Source organism: Acidovorax sp. GW821-FHT09A11, assembly GCF_059418365.1.
The window spans coordinates 507983-526459 of the sequence record NZ_JBWKPS010000001.1; the positions used below are offsets into that span (position 1 = coordinate 507983).

Consider the following 18477-nt stretch of genomic DNA (forward strand, 5'->3'; position numbering starts at 1 on the left):
CCTCACTGCCTTGTGCGTCTAGCGCGGGTTTTGGGCGCGCCGCTGGCGGGCACGTTCCAGCGCGGCGGCAATGGCGGCCTGGCGCAGTGCCTGGGCCTTGTCATCTTCGCCTCGGATGAGAGAGGTGGACGGATTGTGGTCTGCCGAGGCTATGGTGGGCATGGCAGCCCCGTTGATCTCGGGAAAATCCTTGTCTTCCACCACCGCCTCCAGGGGCAGGCGTTCGCGGTGTGCCTGATAGCGCTGGCGTGCCTGCTGGGCCAGCGGCGCGGACCAGGCGGACCAGCCAGTGGCGGCACCGCTGATGTTTTCCATGTGGATGCAATCCACCGGACACACAGGCACGCACAGTTCGCAGCCAGTGCAGTAAGGCTCAATGACCGTGTGCATTTTCTTGTGGGTACCCACGATGGCGTCGGTCGGGCAGGCCTTGATGCACAGCGTGCAGCCTATGCACCACGCTTCGTCGATGAAAACCACGGCGCGCGGGGCCTCCGTGCCATGCTCGGCGCTCAGCGGCAAGACCGGCTGCCCGGTGATGGCGGCGAGGCGGGCAATGCCCTCGGCCCCGCCGGGAGGGCACTGGTTGATGGGGACGCCATGCTCCGCAATGGCGTGGGCGTATGCCGCGCAATCCGGGTAGCCGCAGCGCGTGCATTGCGTCTGGGGCAATGCCGCGTCAATCCGCACCGCAAGCGCTGACGGTGCTGCGGGGGGAGGGCTGGGAATGTGCGGCGGTACGCTCAAGCCTTGCGGGCCGCGCTGCGGCGGGTGCGGGATGGCGTTGCGGCGCTGACGGTCGCCTTGGCCGCCGCGACCGGGTCTGCCTCGGCGGGCGCCGCCGCTCCCGTGGGCTTGGTGCGGGTGCCAGCGGGGGCCACCCAGCGGGTGACCACGGGCGCCGCGGCTTTCACAGCCGTCCTGGCGGCTGCCTTGGGGGCCGCGACCTTTTTTGGCGCCAGGCTGGGGGGGTTGTCGTCCGGGGTTTCCGTCACGGGTACCGCGGCCTTTTTCTGGGGCTGTTCATGCTGGAGGATGAAGGCGCGCACCTGCGGGTACACCACTTCGCGCCAGCGCCGGCCGCTGAAGATGCCGTAATGGCCTGCACCCTTGGCTTCCAGGTGGCGCTGCTCCTTGCGCACGATGCCGCTGCACAGGTCATGCGCGGCCTCGGTCTGCCCCGAACCTGAAATATCGTCGAGTTCGCCCTCGACGGTGAACAGCGCGGTGGTCTTGATGTCCTGCGGGCGCACGCGCTCGATCTTGCCTTCGGGGGAGCGTACGTCCCAGGTGCCGTTCACCAGCTTGTAGTCCTGGAACACGGTCTGGATGGTTTCCAGGTAGTAGTCCGCGTCCATGTCGAGCACGGCGTTGTATTCGTCGTAGAACTTGCGGTGGGCCTCGACGCTGGCGTCGTCGCCCTTGATCAGGTCCTTGAAGTAATCGTAGTGGCTGCTGGCGTGGCGGTCAGGATTCATGGCCACGAAGCCGGTGTACTGCAAGAAGCCGGGGTACACACGCCGCCCCGCGCCGGGGAAGTTCTCTGGCACGCGGTAGATCACGTTGTTCTCGAACCATTCGAAGCTGCGGTTCGTTGCCAGGTTGTTGACGGCCGTGGGCGACTTGCGGGCGTCGATCGGCCCCCCCATCATGGTCATGCTCAGCGGCGTGGTTTCACCCCGGCTGGCCATCAGCGACACGGCAGCCAGCACCGGCACCGTGGGCTGGCAGACGCTGATCACATGGCAATTGCCATAGACGCCCTGCAGGTGGCGGATGAATTCCTGCACGTAGTTTACATAGTCGTCGAGGTGGAATTCGCCATCGGCCAGGGGCACCAGGCGGGCATTCTTCCAGTCGGTGATGTAGACCTTGTGGTCCTTGAGCATGGTGCGCACGGTGTCGCGCAGCAAGGTGGCGTAGTGGCCCGACAAGGGAGCCACGATCAGCACCACGGGCTGGGCCTTGAGCTTGGTCAGGGTCGCGGGGTCGTCCGAGAACCGCTTGAAGCGGCGCAGCTCGCAGAACGGCTTGTCCATCTCGATGCGTTCATGCACCGCCACGCCCACGCCATCCACATCCACGGAGTGGATCTCGAACGCCGGCTTTTCGTAGTCCTTGCCCAGGCGGTACAGCAGTTCGTAGCCTGCGGACATGCGCTGCGCCAACGGGCTTTCGCTGAACGGCGACATGGGGTTGCTGAACAGCTTGGCAGCGGCCTGTGCGAAATCGGTAAATGGCTCCATCAGCGAGCGCTGGGTTTCGTAGATGTGATACAGCATGGGCGAAACTCCGTTTTGTTGCAGTGCAATATAGCAGCACTTGGTAACAAGCGCATGGAGGAAAACCACCAATGACCAGTCACCTATGCGACAGTCCGGGGGTGTCCAGGGCACGTCCCGCTCCTGCCGGATGCCCCAAGCCCGCCTTGCTACAAACCCAATAGCAAAGAAGGTAATGAGAGAGGCCGTGGAATGCCTTTCGCAGACTATTGCGGCCTGGGCTCCGCGTGCTCCTGCAGCCACGCTTCAAAGGATTCGCGCGCCGAGTTGCGCAATGCCGGGCGGAACGCCGCCTTGTTACTCAGGTACAGGCAGTGCCGGATCACGGTGTAGGGGTTGAAGCTCGCCTGGGGGTTCTGCTCTTCAAAATGCTGCTTGTAGCGCTTGACCACGCCCACGGTCTCGCGCATCAGCGCGTTGAAGCGTGCCCGTGTCATGCCGGGAGACCAGACCTGGATGTCATCCACGAAACCGTCCACCTTGGACGGCTCGAACTCGAAGTCCTTGAAGAAGTGCGTCGCGATCTTGAGGAAGGTGAACGCGTTGAGCTCGCTGCTGGGCGCCGGCGCCTTGCTGGGAGCCTGCGGGTTGCTGTCGTCGGGTGCGGCATCGGCGAGGGGTTCTTCCGTCTCGTCGGGCGCCTGGAGCAGTTCCGCGGCCGTGGCATCGCGGATCTGGCGGAACTCGCGGTCGGCCAGCTCGAACAGGGCAGACAGCACATTGATGCGCCGCTTGAGCTGGCCGGGAATGGACTTCTTGTACTTGATCCGGTGGTCCAGCACGCTCCAGGAGTCCTGGATGATGGTGCGCACTTGCAGCTCGAAGGGCAGGTGGGCGTAGGCCGCGTGCTCGGGCAAGCCGCGTTCGGCGGTGCTCAGCTTGAGGTCCAGGTGCAGGCCCTTGTAGCCAAACGATGCCTCGGTGCTTTCCACCGCCGTCACCTTGTCCGTGACATCGATCACCGCGAAGTGCGAACGCACGATCTGGGCGATCTTCTCCAGTTCATCCTCATAGAGGCACACCACGCGCACGCCGACCAGGTCCGTGATGTAGCCCTGGATCTCGTAGGCCGTGTTGCTTTCTTCCAGCGACGGACGATATTTGCGCACGAACTTGCGGATGCATTCATCCACCTCCTTCACCCGGCCTTCCACCTTGGCGATGTCCACGCCTCCCGCACGCGTGACCACGGCCGCGACCATGCCCGTGAGGGCTGCGCAGGCCGCCTCCAGCGCGGCGGACTGCTGCGCGTAGAACGCGCGGAAATGGGATTCCTCCAGGTCGAAATCAAGGGATGGCATGCCGTGTCTCTGCGTTCTGGGTGGGTTCGGATCGGTGGGCTGGCGTGGCGCCTGTCCATGCAAGCATATCCGCCACGGCGCCGGAGCCTGATGCAGGATGTACGGAAAGCCCGTGGGGACGCCCCTGCCTCTTTGCCGCGGGGGGCCGGGGCCGATAATGGTGCCGATCTGTCCCCACCTGTCCAAGGGAACCCGCACGCCTTGTCCCATCCGCCGTCCCCCACGCCCTTCCCGGCAAGGCCAGGAAAGCCATGACCCCGCCGCCGCATCCCCCAGGGGGCCCGCCTGCGGCGGCTGATGGCGTGCGCGAGGCTTCGCGCCTGGACGGCGCCGCCAGCCAGCGGTGGCTGGCCGTGGTGCTGCCACCCCTGGTCGCGGCACTCATGCTGGGGTTGACCTTTTTGTACTGGCAGAGCGAGGAGCGCGGCGCGCGGGCCAAGCGCGAGCAGAATTTCCAGGTGGCTGCTGACCACATCGCCTACAACCTGGCGGACCGCCTCGCGACGTACGAGGTGGTGCTGCGCGGGGTCAAGGGGTACTTCGAAGGGTCGGAGCGCATTGACCGTGAAGAGTTTCAAGCCTATGTGGGCGCGCTGCAGCTGCAGGAGACCCGGCCCGGCCTGCAGGGCATCGCGCTCATCCTGCAGTTGCCCGCCTCGGCCCTTGAAGCGCACACCCACGACATGCGCACGCGCGGTTTTCCGGGCTACAGCGTGCGGCCCGCAGGAGCGCGGCCCCTCTACGCGCCCATCACCCATGTCGAGCCGCTGGAAGGTGGCAACCTCGACACCCTGGGTTTCGACACCTTGACGGTTCCCGCCGCCAGGGAGGCGCTCGACAGGGCCCGCCTCACGGGCGAATTGGCGCTGTCCGGCCCGCTGGCGCTTCGCCCGGACAGCGAGCCAAGCTTGGCGATGTACCTGCCTTTGCACGATACCGTGGCCGACATGCGGTCTGGCGATGGCCGGCGTGCGGGACTGGTGGGCTGGGTCAGCGCCACTTTTCGCATCGCCGATGTGGTCCGCGGCATGGCCAGGGAGTTCGATTCGGACATCGGGTTTCAGATCCTCGACGGCATGGTGCCGGGCCCCACGGCATCCGGCACGCGCCTGTTCACCAACACCGAGCCCGCGGCGCAGGCCCCCGCCGCGGAAGCCCCAGGGCTTCAGGCCACCCGGGAGCTGAAGTTTGGCGGGCGGCGCTGGACCTTGCAGATGTCGCCACTGCCCGCGTTCGAGCTGCGTCACGAGGACAACAGCCACCTGCCCGTGGCCGTGATGGGCACGGCATTGAGCCTGCTGCTGGCGTGGTTCACGTGGCTGCTGGCCACGGGGCGCGAGAGGGCGGTGGCGCTGGCGCTGGACATGACGGCCGCGCTGCGGGCCACGCGCGACGACCTGGAAAGCACCCTCAACGCGATTCCCGACCTGCTCTTTGAACTGGGGCTGGACGGCCGCATCCACCACTACCGGTCGGCGCGCTCCGAGCTGCTGGCGCTGCCGCCCGAGATGTTCCTTGGCCGGCTCGTGACGGACGTGGTGCCCCCCGAGGCGGCCGCTGGCTGCCATGCCGCGCTGCAGGAGGCGCACCGCACCGGCTATTCCACCGGCCAGCAGTACCGGCTGGAACTCGGCGGCACCACGCACTGGTTCGAGCTGTCCATTGCGCGCAAGGAAAGCGCGGCGCCGGGCGACGGGCCACGGTTCATCGCATTGTCGCGCGACATCACCGAACGCAAGCTGGCCGAGGCGCGCACCCATCAGCTCGCCTACTTCGACGGACTCACCGGCCTGCCCAACCGGCGCATGCTGCTCGACCGCATGGAACAGGCGCTGCGCAGTGCCCGCAAAGCGGCCCAGGTCGGCGCGGTGCTCTACATCGACCTGGACAACTTCAAGCAGATCAACGACGCGCGCGGCCACACGCTGGGCGATGCCTTGCTGATGCAGGTGGCCGAACGCCTCGTGCAGCGGCTGCGCCCCGGGGATACGGTAGCGCGCCTGGGCGGGGACGAGTTCGTGGTGCTCGTGCACAACCTGGCCGCCGACATGGAATCCGCCGGCCGGGCCGCCCTGCAGATGGCCGAGGAGATGCGGCTGGCGCTGGAGGCTCCCTACACCATCGACACCCACCTTTACAGCAGCACCGGCAGCATCGGCATCACGCTGTTTCCCCAGCGGGACGAGGGCGTGGAGGACCTGCTGCGCGAGGCCGACACGGCCATGTACCGCGCCAAGGACCTGGGCCGCAACCGCGTCCGCTTTTACGAGGCTGCGATGCAGTCCGACGTGCAGGAGCGCCTGGCCCTGGAGCAGGACCTCAAGCAGGCCCACGCGGAAGGGCAGCTGGCCGCTTTCGTGCAAAACCAGGTGGATGCGGCCGGGACGGTGGTCGGCGGCGAGTTGCTGATGCGCTGGGACCACCCCGAGCGCGGCGCCGTGCCGCCCAGCCGCTTCATCCCCATCGCCGAAAGTTCGGGGCTCATCCTGCGCATGGGGGACTGGATGATCCAGCAGGCCTGCGAAACCCTGGCGCGCCTGCAGGCGGCGGGGCACAGCCTGTCGCTGTCGGTCAACGTGAGCCAGCGGCAGTTCCGCCAGGACGATTTCGTGGAGCGCATCCGCCATGTGCTGGCCCGCACCGGCGCCCTGCCGGCGAACCTCATCCTGGAGGTCACGGAAAGCCTTCTCATCGAGAACCTGGACGACACCATTGCCCGCATGACCGAGATCGTGCGGCTGGGCGTGCGCTTTTCCATCGACGACTTTGGCACGGGCTACTCCAGCCTGGCCTACCTCAAGCGGCTGCCGCTGTACGAACTCAAGATCGACAGGAGCTTCGTGCAGGACACGCCCGACGACCCGGACGACACCGCCATCGTGCAGTCCATCATTTCCGTGGCCCGCCACCTGCGCCTGCGCGTGGTGGCGGAGGGCGTGGAAACCCGCGCCCAGGCGGACTTCCTGGCCGACAGCCAGTGCGACTGCCTGCAGGGCTATCTGTTCGGGAGGCCAGAGCCTCTGGACACCTGGCTGGCCAGACAGGCGCCGCGGGCGTGAACCGCGCTATGCCACCGCTTGTGCGGCAGCGGACGGCGCATACGACTGCATCGCGAGCGCATGCACTTCCCGCGCGGGGCGGTCCTTGAGCAGGTGGTTGCTCCACACCTGGCGCCAGACGCGGGCGCCCGGCAGGCTGTGGCGCAGGCCCAGCATGTGGCGGGCGATGTGGGGCCAGGGCGTGCCATGCTGTGCGGCCTCGCGCTCCATGTATTCGACCATGGCCAGCTCGACCTCTTCGCGGGTCAGGGGGCAGGGCGTGCCACCCTGACTGCCGTAGTAGAGCTGATCCCAGCGCGCCATCCACCAGGGGTTGTGGTACGCCTCGCGGCCGATCATCACGCCGTCGAGGTGTTCGAGTTGCTGCAGCACCACCTCGTCGGCCTGGATGCCGCCGTTGATGGCGATCGTGAACTGCGGGAACTCGGCCTTGAGCTGGTGCACCACCTCGTAGCGCAGGGGCGGGATGTCGCGGTTCTCCTTCGGAGACAGGCCCTGCAGCCACGCGTTGCGCGCGTGCACGATGAACACGGTGCAGCCCGCCTCGGCCACCGTGCCGATGAAGTCGCGCACGAAGCCGTAGTCTTCCTGCTTGTCGATGCCGATGCGGTGCTTGACCGTCACGGGCACGGCCACCACGTCCTTCATGGCCTTCACGCAGTCGGCCACCAGCTGCGGCGCCTTCATCAGGCTGGCGCCAAACGCGCCGCGCTGCACCCGGTCGCTGGGGCAGCCGCAGTTCAGGTTGATCTCGTCATAGCCCCATTCCTCGCCCAGCCGCGCGGCCTGGGCCAGCTTGTCGGGTTCATTGCCGCCCAGCTGCAGGGCCACGGGATGCTCTTCCGTGTTGAAGCGCAGGTGGCGCTCGGTGCCGCCGTGGATGATCGCGCCCGCATTCACCATTTCGGTGTACAGCAAGGTCTGGCGCGTCAGCAGGCGGTGAAAGTAGCGGCAATGGCGGTCGGTCCAATCCATCATCGGCGCGACGGACATGCGCCAGGGGCTCAAAGCGGGGGATTCCACAGCAGGCAAACAGGCAAGGAGAACGGGGGAAAGGCCCGCAGCGGCACGCCCGGACGGGGCGGGCGACGGAGGCTGCAGGGGAGGGCCGTGATTATCCCATTGGCCAACGATCCGCGCCAGCCCGTGGTCATGAGAAAAAAAGGACGCTGCCGCTTGATCCACAAGCGCTTGCCGCTATCAAAATGAAAGCGCCCCGCGTCCCCGCCGTGGCGACAGGCGCCAAGCCTTGTCCTGCCGCAAGGCGGGGCCAAGGCCGCATCGGCGATACTCGCGGCGCTTTTTGATGTTCCTGCCCCATGCCTGCCGGGTGGCTGGCTGCCTTGCAGCCGCCTTCTGCGCGGGCGCCGCCTGCCCCTGTTTCCCCATGCACCACACGATTTTTGACACGCCGGTTGTCAACACGCTGCTGCGCGCCTTCTCGCGCGCCACCCTGCGCCTGACGGGCTGGAAGGTGGAGGGAGCCTTGCCCGCCCACGCCGCCAAGAGCGTGCTGATCGCCGCCCCCCACACCAGCAACTGGGATCTGCCGTACACGCTGATGCTGGCGTTTTCGCTGCGCCTGCGGGTGTACTGGATGGGCAAGCAGAGCCTGTTCAGGGCGCCGTTTGGCGGCGTGATGCGCTGGCTGGGCGGGATTCCGGTGAACCGGGAGCAGGCGAACAACCTGGTGGCCAGCTCGGCCCAGGCCATGCGGGACGCGGACGGCCCCATGCAGCTGATCGTGCCGCCCGAGGGCACGCGCGGCAAGACGCGGCACTGGAAGACGGGGTTCTATTACATCGCCCAGCAGGCGGGCGTACCCATCGTGCTGGCTTTCGTGGACTACGGCCGCAAGGTGGGAGGCCTGGGGCCTGTGTTCGAGCCCACGGGCGATGTGGAACGCGACCTGGCGAGCATCAAGGCGTTCTACGCGCCCATCCAGGGCAAGAACCCGGCGCAGTTCGACGCCTGAGTTGCCTGTCAAGGTTTTTCAATGAAATGGGCCTCTGGCGCTTATCCATAAAGCGCTAACAGCTATGAAAATTGAAGTGAATGCGCTGGCGGCAGCCGCCGTCACACCCCCACACTGCGCCGGTCGATCTTGCGGCTGAGCACGATGCTGGTCTGCGTCTGGTGCACGCCGTCGAGCTGGCCCACCTTGTCGAGCAGGGTGTCGAGCTGCTCATGGCTCGTGCAGCGCAGGAACACCAGGTAGTCAAACGGCCCGCTCACGGCGGATACCTCTTCGACCTCGGCCATGGCCTCCAGCGCGCGCAACACGGCGGGCGCTGTTTTGGGCAACACGCTGATGGAGCACCACGCGCGCACGGTGGTGGCATCGAGCCGGGCCCCCAGCCGCACGCCGTACCCCGCGACCACGCCCGAGCGCTCCAGCCGTGCAATGCGCGCCACCACGGTGGTGCGGGCCAGCCCCAGCCTGCGCGCCAGCGTGGCCGTGCCCTCGCGGGCGTTGGCCTGGAGCAGGCTCAGCAGCTGGCGGTCGGTGTCGTCCAGGGCCTGGGTCATGGGCAATTTCTCCAGAAAGTCATAACGTCCATCATATTCGCCGTTATGAAAAAACAAAGAGCAGTTTTCGACGATATAAGCACTACACATTGACAGCACCCTTGCCTAGCATCAAGGCATCTGCAACACCTCTCACCGCCTCACGCGGTGGGCACCACCGGGAGCACCGCCATGACCATCCTTTCCACCACTTCCAGCACCACCGCCCGCCGTGCCATCACCATCCTCGGCGCGGGCCACATCGGCTTTGCCGTGGCGCTGCTGCTGCAGCAGGCTGGCGACTACGACATCCTGGTGGTGGACCGTGACCCGGCGCGCCTGGCCGAAGTGGCCGCATTGGGCGTATCCACCCGGCTGGCGACGGACGACGCGAGCCTGAAGGCGGTCATCGACGGCCGTTTCGCCGTGCTGAACGCGCTGCCGTTTCACCGCGCCGTATCCGTGGCCACGCTGTGCGCAACCGCAGGCGTGCACTACTTTGACCTGACCGAGGACGTGGCGAGCACCCAGGCCATCCGCGCACTCGGCGCCAGTGCCCGCAGCGTGCTCATGCCCCAGTGCGGCCTGGCGCCAGGCTTCATCGGCATCGTGGGCAACGACCTGGCCCGCCGCTTCGATACGCTGCACACCCTGCGCATGCGCGTGGGGGCGCTGCCGCGCTACCCGCAGGGCGCCTTGCGCTACAACCTGACCTGGAGCACCGAGGGCCTCCTCAACGAATACTGCAACCCCTGCGAAGCCATCGTGGATGGTGTGCGCACCACCGTGCCGGCGCTGGAGGGCCTGGAGACCTTCGCGCTCGACGGCGTGGAATACGAGGCCTTCAACACTTCGGGCGGCCTGGGCACGCTGACGGAGACACTGTCCGGGAAAGCGCGGCAGGTGGACTACCAGTCCATCCGCTATCCCGGCCATTGCGCCATCCTGAAACTGCTGCTCAACGACCTGCGCCTGCGCGACCGGCGCGACCTGCTCAAGGACATCCTGGAAACCGCGGTTCCCACCACCGACCAGGATGTGATCGTCATCTTCGCCACCGCCGCGGGCTTGCGGGGAGGCCGGTTGGTGCAGGAGTCGTATTCCGCCCGCATCGTCGGCAGCCAGGTGGCAGGGCACACGCTGAGCGCCATCCAGCTCACCACGGCGGCGGGCATCTGCACGGCGCTGGACCTGGTGGCACAGGGGCGGCTGCCGCAGCAGGGGTTCGTGGGGCAGGAGTCGGTGCGGCTGCGGGACTTTCTGGCGAACCGGTTTGGCGCGGCCTATGCGGCAGAGGCGGGCTGGACGGCCATGGCGGCGTAGATCCCATCCCAAAACAACACACCCTTGCCGCCTGCTGCGACTGGACCAGCAAGCCGGAGAGCCAACAGGCGGCTGACCCCCAGCGCGGCCCCGGCGGGCAGAGGAAGCCCGGCCCCCATGCGCTGCGGGTGGGGGACTGGCGATGGCGGGCGGATTTTCGTGCCTGCCTGCCTGCCTGCCTGCCTGTCTGTCTATCGCCCGCCCGGCTTCTGGTACATCCCCTCGATCGCCTCCGCGTAGAACGCCATCAGGTTGTTGCGCTTGAGCTTGAGCGTGGGCGTCATGAAAGTGTTCTCGATCGTCCAGGGCGTGAGCGTGCAGTGCACGGCGCGGGGCACGGCATAGCGGGCGAAGCTGGCGGTGTTTTTTTCGATGCGCGCCAGCACGGCCCGGTGCACGCTGGGGTGGTTCAGGCTGGCGGCGTCCTGCGCGGAGAGGCCCAGGTCGGCCGCCAGGCGCTGCCATTCGTCGCGCTGCAGGACGGCCACGCAGGCGATGAAGGGGCGGTTTTCCCCCACCACGAAGGCCTGCTCCAGCAGCGGATCGGCCAGCAGCGCCAGCTCCAGGTCCCCGGGCGGCACTTTTTCGCCGGTGGAGGTGACGATGATTTCCTTGATGCGCCCCCTGATGTAGATGCGGCCGCCCACGATGTCCGCCTGGTCGCCCGTGCCCAGCCAGCCGTCGGGGCCGAGGATGCGTGCCGTGTCTTCGGGCCGCTTCCAGTAGCCCTTCATGACGATGGGGCCGCGCACCTGCAGTTCGCGGTTCTCGCCAATGCGCACTTCCACGCCGGGCAAGGCCTTGCCCACGCACGCCGGATCGTTGTCGTGCAGTGCGTTGACGGACACCACGGGCGCCGTCTCCGTCATGCCGTAGCCCTGGATGAGCGGCAGGCCCAGGCCCAGAAAGCACTTGGCGATGGTGGGCGACAGCGGGGCGCCGCCGCTCACGGCCACCCGCACACGGCCGCCAAACTGGGCCAGCAAGGGCGTGGCCACCAGGGCTTGCAGCAGCGGCCAGGGCAGTGCGGCCATCCAGCCTCCCGCGGGCTTGCCGGCCTCGGGGGCGGGCGCCGGCAAACCCTGCGCCGCGCAGAAGCGGGCCCAGCCCCTGTTCTGTGCGGCCTCGTACAGCTGCATTTTCCAGGGCGATGGCGAGAGCTTTTCGAGCAGCCTGGCGTGGATGCGTTCGTAGATGCGCGGGACCGAGACCAGCACCGTGGGGCGCACCGTCTTCAGATCCTCGGCCAGCAGGGCCACGGAGCGCGCATACGCCACGCAGCTGCCTGCCGCGATGGGAAGGTAGTAGCCGCCCGTGCGCTCGAACGTGTGCGAGAGCGGCAGGAACGACAGGAACACGTCGTCCACCGTGGGCGCGATGCGCTCCAGCACGGCCTTCACGTCGCTGACCACGTTGCGGTGCGTGAGCATCACGCCCTTGGGCTTGCCGGTGGTGCCCGAGGTGTAGACGATGGCGGCGAGATCGTCCGGGCCGGGCGCGGGGGGCAAGGCCTGCTGCGCTGCCTGTGCGGCGCCTTCGAGCCACTGCGCCAGCGAGCCCACGGCGGGGCCGTGCGACGAGGGCGGGGTGGCGGCGAAGGCGGCGTCCGGCTCGGTCACGATCACCGCGCGCAACGCGGGGAATTCCGTGCCTGTGTCGCGGATCTTCTCCCATTGCTGGGCACTGGCCACGATGAGCATCGAGGCCTCGCAGTCCGAGAGGATGTAGGCGATGCTGCCGGGGTTGTCGATGGCGTGCAGCGGCACCGGCACGCAGCCGGCGGCCAGGGTGGACTGGTCGGCGCACATGGCGTGCAGGCCGTTGGGCAGCAGGATGGCCACGCGCGCGGCCGCGGGCAGCTGCATGGCGGCCAGGGCCTGCGTCCATTCGGCCACGCGCTGCGCGGTCTGCCGCCAGGTCAGGCTGGCCCACGCCTGCGCGGTGGTGTCGAAGGCACGGTAGGCCTCGGCGTCCGGGGTGAGGGCCGTGCGCAAGGCAAGAAGCTGCGGCAGCGTCTGGACGCTGGCGATATCGGGAAGGGAGGGGGTCATCGAACTCGGCGGCGGTGGCGGCGTCGGGCGCGGGCCGCGCCGTTGCCTCGGTGGAAACCCGGGGGATCATAACGACCGGGCCCGCACCAGGGCGGGGCGCAACACCCTGTTGCGTTGCAAATGGTGCATTCCGGTTTGTGGAATGATGGGCCCCAGTGTGCCCCGTGCCGCGCGAAATCCGTGGCACCGGCGCGGCGCCTCGGCCACAATCCGCACAGGCTCGCTCGCACGTCCCTCGCACAGCCATGGCATCACCGTGGCGTGCCGACCCCTTCCTCTCCATCTCCCGCCGCTGCCCGGACCGCCGTCTCTACCGCGCCCTTCCGCCATGGACCCCATCACCATCTTTATCGTCGCCACGCTGATGATGCTGGCCAATGGCTGGGTCCTGGGGCTGATGCGCAACGACTTTCCCGAGGCCTTGCGGCCCAGCGCGGGAACCTGGCGCACGGCCACGCTGCTGCTGGCCGCCAGCGCGGTGCTGTACGCGGTGCAGTACCGGCTGCCGCTGGGGCTGGCATCGCCCATGGCCAATGGGCTCGTGCTGCTGGGGTGCACCGGCTACTGGCGCGCGCTGCGGCAGTTCTATGGGCTGCCGGACAGGCTCTGGCTGCTGGCCCCTGCGATCGTGGGGATTGGCGGCATTGCCTGGTTCGCCATCGCACGGCCGCACACGGGCATGCGCGTGCTGATCCTGTCGGGCAGCTGCGCCTTCCTGCTGCTGGCATGCTTCGCGCTGCTGGCCTCGCAGAAGTCGCATGACGGCGCGCGCAGCCGCCGGGTGATGGCCAGCCTGTTTGCCGCCGTGGCGGCGTTCACGGTGTTTCGCGCGGGCTACTTCCTGCTCAAGGGCGTGAGCCCGTCGTTCGATGTCACGGGAGATGGGGCCTGGATCAACATGGCCAGCCCGATGATCACCGCCATCCTGCCCGTGGTGGGCACCACCGGCTTCCTGCTGATGTGCTCCCAGCGCATCGGCCGCCAGTGGGAGCTGGCCGCGTCAACGGACTATCTGACGGGCCTGGCCAACCGCCGCACCCTGGTTGCGGTGGGCGAACAGCGTTTCGCGCAGGCGGGTGCGCGCGGGGGCGGCCTGGCCCTGGCGCTGATCGACATCGACCACTTCAAGGCCATCAACGATTGCCATGGGCATGCGGTGGGCGACGTGGCGCTCAGGCATGTCGCCGGGCACCTGCAGGCCTCCTGCCGTGGGGCCGACTTCGCGGCGCGCCACGGCGGAGAGGAGTTCGTGGTGCTGTGGGACGCCGCGGACAGCCGGGCCGCGCGGGCCGCCGGGGAGAGGCTGCGCAGGCTGGTGGCCACCCGCCCGCTCTCGGTGGACGGACTGCCGCTGGCCATGACCATTTCCTTGGGCGTGGCCTTGAAGAACGAGGGGGACAGCAGCTTTGACGAGCTCCTGCACCGAGCGGACGAAGCCCTCTACGCGGCCAAGACCGGGGGCCGCAACCGGGTGGAAGTGGCTGGCTGAATGCCCGGTCAGGTCGCGGCTTCCAGGCCGTGGGCGAAATGGGCCTGCATGGCGCGGGCCGTGGCCTGGGCATCGCGCGCCACCATCGCCGCCAGGATGGCGCGGTGCTCGTTCAGCGAGTCCTCGATCCGCCCCTGCTTGAGCAGCGAGTTGTGGCGGTTGAGCTTCATCACCTTGCGCAGGTCGGCCACCATCTGGCTGCGCCAGCGGTTGTCGGCCAGTTCCAGCAGCAGCATGTGAAAACGCTCGTTCACGGCAAAGAACCGTTCACGTTCGCCGGCGGCCGCCTCCAGTTCGGCATGCAGGTCCTGCAGCGCCTGCAGTTGCGCCGCGGTGGCGGTGGCGGCCACCACGCCGGCCGCGTCGCTCTCCAGCAGGCTCAGCAGGTGGTAGACATCGCGCAGGTCCTTCTCGGACATTTCGGTCACATAGGCGCCACGGCGCACCTTCATCGTGACCAGGCCTTCGGCGGCCAGCACCTTGAGCGCCTCGCGCAGGGGGGTGCGGCTGATGCCGAATTCCTCGGCGATCTTGAGTTCGTCGATCCAGCTGCCGGGCTCCAGCTCACGGCGGAAGATGCGCTGGCGCAATTGCTCGGCGACTTCTTCGTACAGGGCACGCGGCGTGAGGGTAAGGGCAGACATGGGGCGGATTGTAAGCTCAGAGGAATATTTTGAATCAATAATTATGAATGATGTAAACTCGCCGCCACATCGGGAACCGTCCCCGCGCCGTTTTACGCCTGCAACGCCATCTTCGGAGAAGTTTTCGCCATGAGTGACACCCCCCCCAACAACACTCCCGAATTCGCCGCGTCTTCGCTCGAAGCCTGGGCCAAGGCCGCCGCCAAGTCGGCACCGGGTGGCGACGTCGGCGCCCTCAACTGGGTCACGCCCGACGGCATCACCGTCAAGCCGCTGTACACCGCGCAGGACACGGCGGGCCTGCCATACGCCAACACCTTGCCCGGCTTCGAGCCCTACCTGCGCGGCCCCCAGGCCACCATGTACGCGGTGCGCCCCTGGACCATCCGCCAGTACGCGGGCTTTTCCACCGCCGAGGAATCCAACGCCTTCTACCGCAAGGCGTTGGCCGCAGGCGGGCAGGGCGTGTCGGTGGCGTTCGACCTGGCCACGCACCGGGGCTATGACAGCGACCATCCCCGCGTGACGGGCGACGTGGGCAAGGCCGGCGTGGCCATCGACTCGGTGGAGGACATGAAGATCCTGTTCGACCAGATCCCGCTGGACAAGGTGTCGGTCTCGATGACCATGAACGGCGCCGTGCTGCCGGTGCTGGCGGGCTACGTGGTGGCGGCGGAAGAACAGGGCGTGAGCCAGGACAAGCTCTCCGGAACGATTCAGAACGATATTCTGAAAGAGTTCATGGTGCGCAACACCTACATCTACCCGCCCAAGCCGTCGATGAAGATCATTGGCGACATCATCGAGTACACGGCCAGGAACATGCCGAAGTTCAACTCGATCTCGATCAGCGGCTACCACATGCAGGAAGCTGGCGCCAACCAGGCGCTGGAGCTGGCCTTCACGCTGGCCGACGGCAAGGAATACGTGAAGACCGCCATCGCCAAGGGCATGGACGTGGACGAGTTCGCCGGCCGCCTGAGCTTCTTCTGGGCGATCGGCATGAACTTCTACCTGGAAGTGGCCAAGATGCGCGCGGCGCGCCTGCTGTGGTGCCGCATCATGAAAGAGACCGGCGCCAAGAACCCCAAGAGCCTGATGCTGCGCACGCACTGCCAGACCAGCGGCTGGAGCCTGACGGAGCAAGACCCCTACAACAACATCGTGCGCACCACCATCGAGGCCATGGCGGCCGTGTTTGGCGGCACGCAGAGCCTGCACACCAACGCGCTGGACGAGGCCATCGCGCTGCCCACCGAATTTTCCTCGCGCATCGCGCGCAACACGCAGCTCATCATCCAGGAAGAGACGCACATCACGAACGTGGTGGACCCCTGGGCAGGCAGCTACATGATGGAAAAGCTGACCCAGGACATGGCCGATGCCGCCTGGAAGATCATCGAGGAGGTCGAGGCCATGGGCGGCATGACCCAGGCGGTGGACAGCGGCTGGGCCAAGCTCAAGATCGAGGCCGCCGCCGCCGAGAAGCAGGCGCGCATCGACAGCGGCAAGGACGTGATCGTGGGCGTCAACAAGTACAAGCTGGCCAAGGAAGACCCGGTCGATATCCTGCAGATCGACAACGTCAAGGTGCGAGACGGGCAGATCGAGCGCCTGAAAAATATCCGTGCAAAACGCGATCCAGACCTTGTGCAGCAAGCGCTGGATGCTCTTACTTCCGCAGCAGAAAGCGGCGAAGGCAACCTGCTCGACCTGGCCATCAAGGCGGTGCGCCTGCGCGCCACGGTGGGCGAGGTGTCGGATGCGCTCGAGAAGGTTTTTGGGCGCCACCGCGCCGATACGCAAAAGGTGACCGGTGTGTACGCAGCAGCCTATGACTCGGCCGAAGGCTGGGACAAACTCAAGACCGAGATCAACGAATTTGCCGAAAAGGAAGGCCGCCGCCCGCGCGTGATGATCGCCAAGCTGGGCCAGGACGGCCACGACCGGGGCGCCAAGGTGGTGGCCACCGCGTTTGCCGACCTGGGCTTCGACGTGGACATGGGCCCGCTGTTCCAGACGCCCGAGGAGTGCGCGCGCCAGGCGATTGAAAACGACGTGCACGCCGTGGGCGTGAGCACGCTGGCCGCCGGCCACAAGACACTGGTGCCCGCCATCATCCAGTCCCTCAAGGACCAGGGCGCGGACGACATCATCGTGTTCGTGGGCGGGGTGATCCCGGCGCAGGACTATGAGCACCTGTACGAAGCGGGCGTGAAGGGCATCTACGGCCCGGGCACGCCGATTCCGGCCAGCGCCAAGGATGTGCTGGAGCAGATTCGCAAGGCGGTTACCGCTTGAGTTCGCCTTTTCCTTCCGAGCCTTTTCGCCATCCCATGTTTGGCTTTGAAAGCGTTGCGCAAGCAGACTTTGAGTCCATGGCCGACCTGCGTGCAGAGGCCATGCGCGAAAGCCTGGAGCGATTGGGGCGCTTTGACCCCGTGCGGGTGCGGGAAAGGCTTCGCGATGCCTTTGTGCCGGCCTATATGCGGCACATCGTGGCAGGTGACGAGCGCATTGGTTACCTCACGCTGCTCCCGTATGCGGACCCCGCACGCATGAGGCTGCACCACCTGTACGTCCGACCCGGTCGCCAGGGCCGGGGCGCCGGGGCGTGGGCCCTGGAGTGGGCCAAGGCACAGGGCAGGGCGCTGGGCCAGGACATCACCCTGGGTGCCCTGCGCGGCAGTGGCGCCAACCGCTTTTACGTGCGCAATGGCTTTCAGCTGGTGGAGGAGCAGGAGTTCGACCTGGAGTACCGGTGGAGCCCCGCATTCGAGAAGGCCGCAGCGAGGATGTCGCCATGAACCTCTACCCAGGTGTGCTTGGCCAGCCCGGCCCCACGCAGCGCCGCGCGATGTCCAAGGCCATCACCCTGCTCGAATCGACGCGGGCGGACCACCGCGCCCAGGCGGATGAATTGCTCACGCAGCTGCTGCCCCATACCGGCAAGGCGTTTCGCCTGGGTATCAGCGGCGTGCCCGGCGTGGGCAAGTCCACCTTCATCGAAGCCTTGGGCCTGTACCTGATCGGCCAGGGCCACCGCGTGGCCGTGCTCACCATCGACCCCTCCAGCACCGTCTCGGGCGGCTCCATCCTGGGCGACAAGACGCGCATGGAGCACCTGTCGGTGCACGAAAAGGCCTACATCCGCCCCAGTCCATCGAGTGGCACTCTGGGTGGTGTGGCTGAGAAGACGCGCGAGGCCATGCTGGTCTGCGAGGCCGCGGGCTACGACGTGGTTATCGTCGAGACCGTGGGCGTGGGCCAGAGCGAGATCGCGGTGGCGGGCATGACGGACATGTTCGTGCTCATGCAGCTGCCCAACGCGGGCGACGACCTGCAGGCCATCAAGAAGGGCGTGATGGAGATTGCCGACCTGGTGGTCATCAACAAGGCCGATATCGACAAGAACGCCGCCACGCGCGCCGAGGCGCAGATCACCTCCAGCCTGCGCCTGCTCGGCATGCACGGCAACCCTGACCACGCGACGCACGGCGCGCTGTGGCAACCGCGCGTGCTGCAGATCAGCGCTCTGCTGGGGCAGGGGGTGGATGCTTTCTGGACCACCGTGGCGCTGTTTCGCGACATGCAGTCCACCAACGGTCGCCTGGCAGCGCGGCGCGAAAAACAATCGCTCGCCTGGATGTGGGAGCGCATCGACGCGGGCCTCAAGCTCGCGTTTCGCCAGCACCCGCAGGTCAGGGAGCTGCTGCCCCAGATGCAGGCCGATGTGGCCGCAGGGCGCATCGCGGCATCGACTGCAGCACGAAATCTGCTGCTGGCGCAATCCAGTACAGCGCAAGCAGCTATCAAATAA

The 18477-nt window shown here is 67.1% G+C and carries 14 protein-coding genes; 7 read left to right on the forward strand and 7 right to left on the reverse strand.

Annotated features, from left to right (window positions below; genetic code table 11):
- Nucleotides 1-18: 18 nt before the first annotated feature.
- From AC07PV_RS02350 to AC07PV_RS02360, 3 genes are all read right to left on the reverse strand, one after another.
- Complete coding sequence (locus tag AC07PV_RS02350; RefSeq protein WP_494629264.1) at nucleotides 19-672, reverse strand: RnfABCDGE type electron transport complex subunit B; 654 nt, start codon at nucleotides 670-672, stop codon at nucleotides 19-21.
- A 71-nt stretch (nucleotides 673-743) separates the two neighbouring features.
- The gene (locus tag AC07PV_RS02355; RefSeq protein ID WP_494629265.1) at nucleotides 744-2282 is read right to left on the reverse strand and encodes a polyhydroxyalkanoate depolymerase; all 1539 of its coding nucleotides are present in this window, start codon (nucleotides 2280-2282) and stop codon (nucleotides 744-746) included.
- 206 nt (nucleotides 2283-2488) lie between these two features.
- Nucleotides 2489-3583 (reverse strand): GTP pyrophosphokinase, encoded by a 1095-nt coding sequence (locus AC07PV_RS02360; protein WP_218294968.1) that lies wholly within the window; start codon nucleotides 3581-3583, stop codon nucleotides 2489-2491.
- A gap of 251 nt (nucleotides 3584-3834) precedes the next feature.
- Here AC07PV_RS02360 and AC07PV_RS02365 point away from each other — a divergent pair, with 251 nt between their 5' ends.
- Nucleotides 3835-6642, forward strand: coding sequence for a bifunctional diguanylate cyclase/phosphodiesterase (locus AC07PV_RS02365; RefSeq protein WP_494629267.1), 2808 nt, complete (start codon nucleotides 3835-3837; stop codon nucleotides 6640-6642).
- A gap of 6 nt (nucleotides 6643-6648) precedes the next feature.
- Here the strand turns inward: AC07PV_RS02365 and dusA are convergent, their stop codons facing one another.
- Complete coding sequence (gene dusA, locus AC07PV_RS02370) at nucleotides 6649-7665, reverse strand: tRNA dihydrouridine(20/20a) synthase DusA (RefSeq protein ID WP_370627708.1); 1017 nt, start codon at nucleotides 7663-7665, stop codon at nucleotides 6649-6651.
- A gap of 364 nt (nucleotides 7666-8029) precedes the next feature.
- Here dusA and AC07PV_RS02375 point away from each other — a divergent pair, with 364 nt between their 5' ends.
- Nucleotides 8030-8617 carry a lysophospholipid acyltransferase family protein gene (locus AC07PV_RS02375; protein WP_218294985.1) on the forward strand — a complete coding sequence of 196 codons (588 nt, stop codon included), beginning with the start codon at nucleotides 8030-8032 and terminating at the stop codon, nucleotides 8615-8617.
- Nucleotides 8618-8718: 101 nt separating this feature from the next.
- Here AC07PV_RS02375 and AC07PV_RS02380 read toward each other — a convergent pair whose 3' ends face one another.
- A complete protein-coding gene (locus AC07PV_RS02380) occupies nucleotides 8719-9171 on the reverse strand; it encodes an Lrp/AsnC family transcriptional regulator (protein ID WP_218294986.1) in 453 nt (150 codons plus the stop codon).
- Nucleotides 9172-9342: 171 nt separating this feature from the next.
- Between AC07PV_RS02380 and AC07PV_RS02385 the strand changes: the two genes are divergently transcribed.
- On the forward strand, nucleotides 9343-10473 hold the full coding sequence (locus tag AC07PV_RS02385) for a saccharopine dehydrogenase family protein (protein WP_494629269.1): 1131 nt from the start codon (nucleotides 9343-9345) through the stop codon (nucleotides 10471-10473).
- A gap of 191 nt (nucleotides 10474-10664) precedes the next feature.
- Here AC07PV_RS02385 and AC07PV_RS02390 read toward each other — a convergent pair whose 3' ends face one another.
- Nucleotides 10665-12524, reverse strand: a complete 1860-nt coding sequence (locus AC07PV_RS02390) for an AMP-dependent synthetase/ligase (RefSeq protein ID WP_492253235.1) — start codon at nucleotides 12522-12524, stop codon at nucleotides 10665-10667.
- 328 nt (nucleotides 12525-12852) lie between these two features.
- Between AC07PV_RS02390 and AC07PV_RS02395 the strand changes: the two genes are divergently transcribed.
- On the forward strand, nucleotides 12853-14013 hold the full coding sequence (locus tag AC07PV_RS02395; protein ID WP_218338560.1) for a sensor domain-containing diguanylate cyclase: 1161 nt from the start codon (nucleotides 12853-12855) through the stop codon (nucleotides 14011-14013).
- An 8-nt stretch (nucleotides 14014-14021) separates the two neighbouring features.
- On the opposite strand, the gene AC07PV_RS02400 is transcribed toward AC07PV_RS02395, so the two are convergent.
- Entirely contained in the window at nucleotides 14022-14657 is a 636-nt protein-coding gene (locus AC07PV_RS02400) for a GntR family transcriptional regulator (protein ID WP_218338561.1), read from the reverse strand.
- A 129-nt stretch (nucleotides 14658-14786) separates the two neighbouring features.
- Here AC07PV_RS02400 and scpA point away from each other — a divergent pair, with 129 nt between their 5' ends.
- From scpA to meaB, 3 genes are all read left to right on the forward strand, one after another.
- A complete protein-coding gene (gene scpA, locus AC07PV_RS02405; RefSeq protein WP_492805121.1) occupies nucleotides 14787-16958 on the forward strand; it encodes a methylmalonyl-CoA mutase in 2172 nt (723 codons plus the stop codon).
- 77 nt (nucleotides 16959-17035) lie between these two features.
- Nucleotides 17036-17464: a GNAT family N-acetyltransferase gene (locus AC07PV_RS02410; protein ID WP_218294992.1), complete on the forward strand. Its 429-nt coding sequence runs from the start codon at nucleotides 17036-17038 to the stop codon at nucleotides 17462-17464.
- Nucleotides 17461-18477 (forward strand): methylmalonyl Co-A mutase-associated GTPase MeaB, encoded by a 1017-nt coding sequence (gene meaB / locus AC07PV_RS02415; protein ID WP_218294993.1) that lies wholly within the window; start codon nucleotides 17461-17463, stop codon nucleotides 18475-18477. The genes AC07PV_RS02410 and meaB overlap by 4 nt, the downstream gene beginning before the upstream one ends.

Coding starts and splice junctions, on each gene's coding strand:
- AC07PV_RS02355 (WP_494629265.1), bottom strand. CDS start 2,282: ATGCTGTATCACATCTACGAAACCCAGCGCTCGCTGATGGAGCCATTT.
- AC07PV_RS02360 (WP_218294968.1), bottom strand. CDS start 3,583: ATGCCATCCCTTGATTTCGACCTGGAGGAATCCCATTTCCGCGCGTTC.
- AC07PV_RS02365 (WP_494629267.1), top strand. CDS start 3,835: ATGACCCCGCCGCCGCATCCCCCAGGGGGCCCGCCTGCGGCGGCTGAT.
- AC07PV_RS02375 (WP_218294985.1), top strand. CDS start 8,030: ATGCACCACACGATTTTTGACACGCCGGTTGTCAACACGCTGCTGCGC.
- AC07PV_RS02380 (WP_218294986.1), bottom strand. CDS start 9,171: ATGACCCAGGCCCTGGACGACACCGACCGCCAGCTGCTGAGCCTGCTC.
- AC07PV_RS02385 (WP_494629269.1), top strand. CDS start 9,343: ATGACCATCCTTTCCACCACTTCCAGCACCACCGCCCGCCGTGCCATC.
- AC07PV_RS02390 (WP_492253235.1), bottom strand. CDS start 12,524: ATGACCCCCTCCCTTCCCGATATCGCCAGCGTCCAGACGCTGCCGCAG.
- AC07PV_RS02395 (WP_218338560.1), top strand. CDS start 12,853: ATGGACCCCATCACCATCTTTATCGTCGCCACGCTGATGATGCTGGCC.
- AC07PV_RS02400 (WP_218338561.1), bottom strand. CDS start 14,657: ATGTCTGCCCTTACCCTCACGCCGCGTGCCCTGTACGAAGAAGTCGCC.
- scpA (WP_492805121.1), top strand. CDS start 14,787: ATGAGTGACACCCCCCCCAACAACACTCCCGAATTCGCCGCGTCTTCG.
- AC07PV_RS02410 (WP_218294992.1), top strand. CDS start 17,036: ATGGCCGACCTGCGTGCAGAGGCCATGCGCGAAAGCCTGGAGCGATTG.
- meaB (WP_218294993.1), top strand. CDS start 17,461: ATGAACCTCTACCCAGGTGTGCTTGGCCAGCCCGGCCCCACGCAGCGC.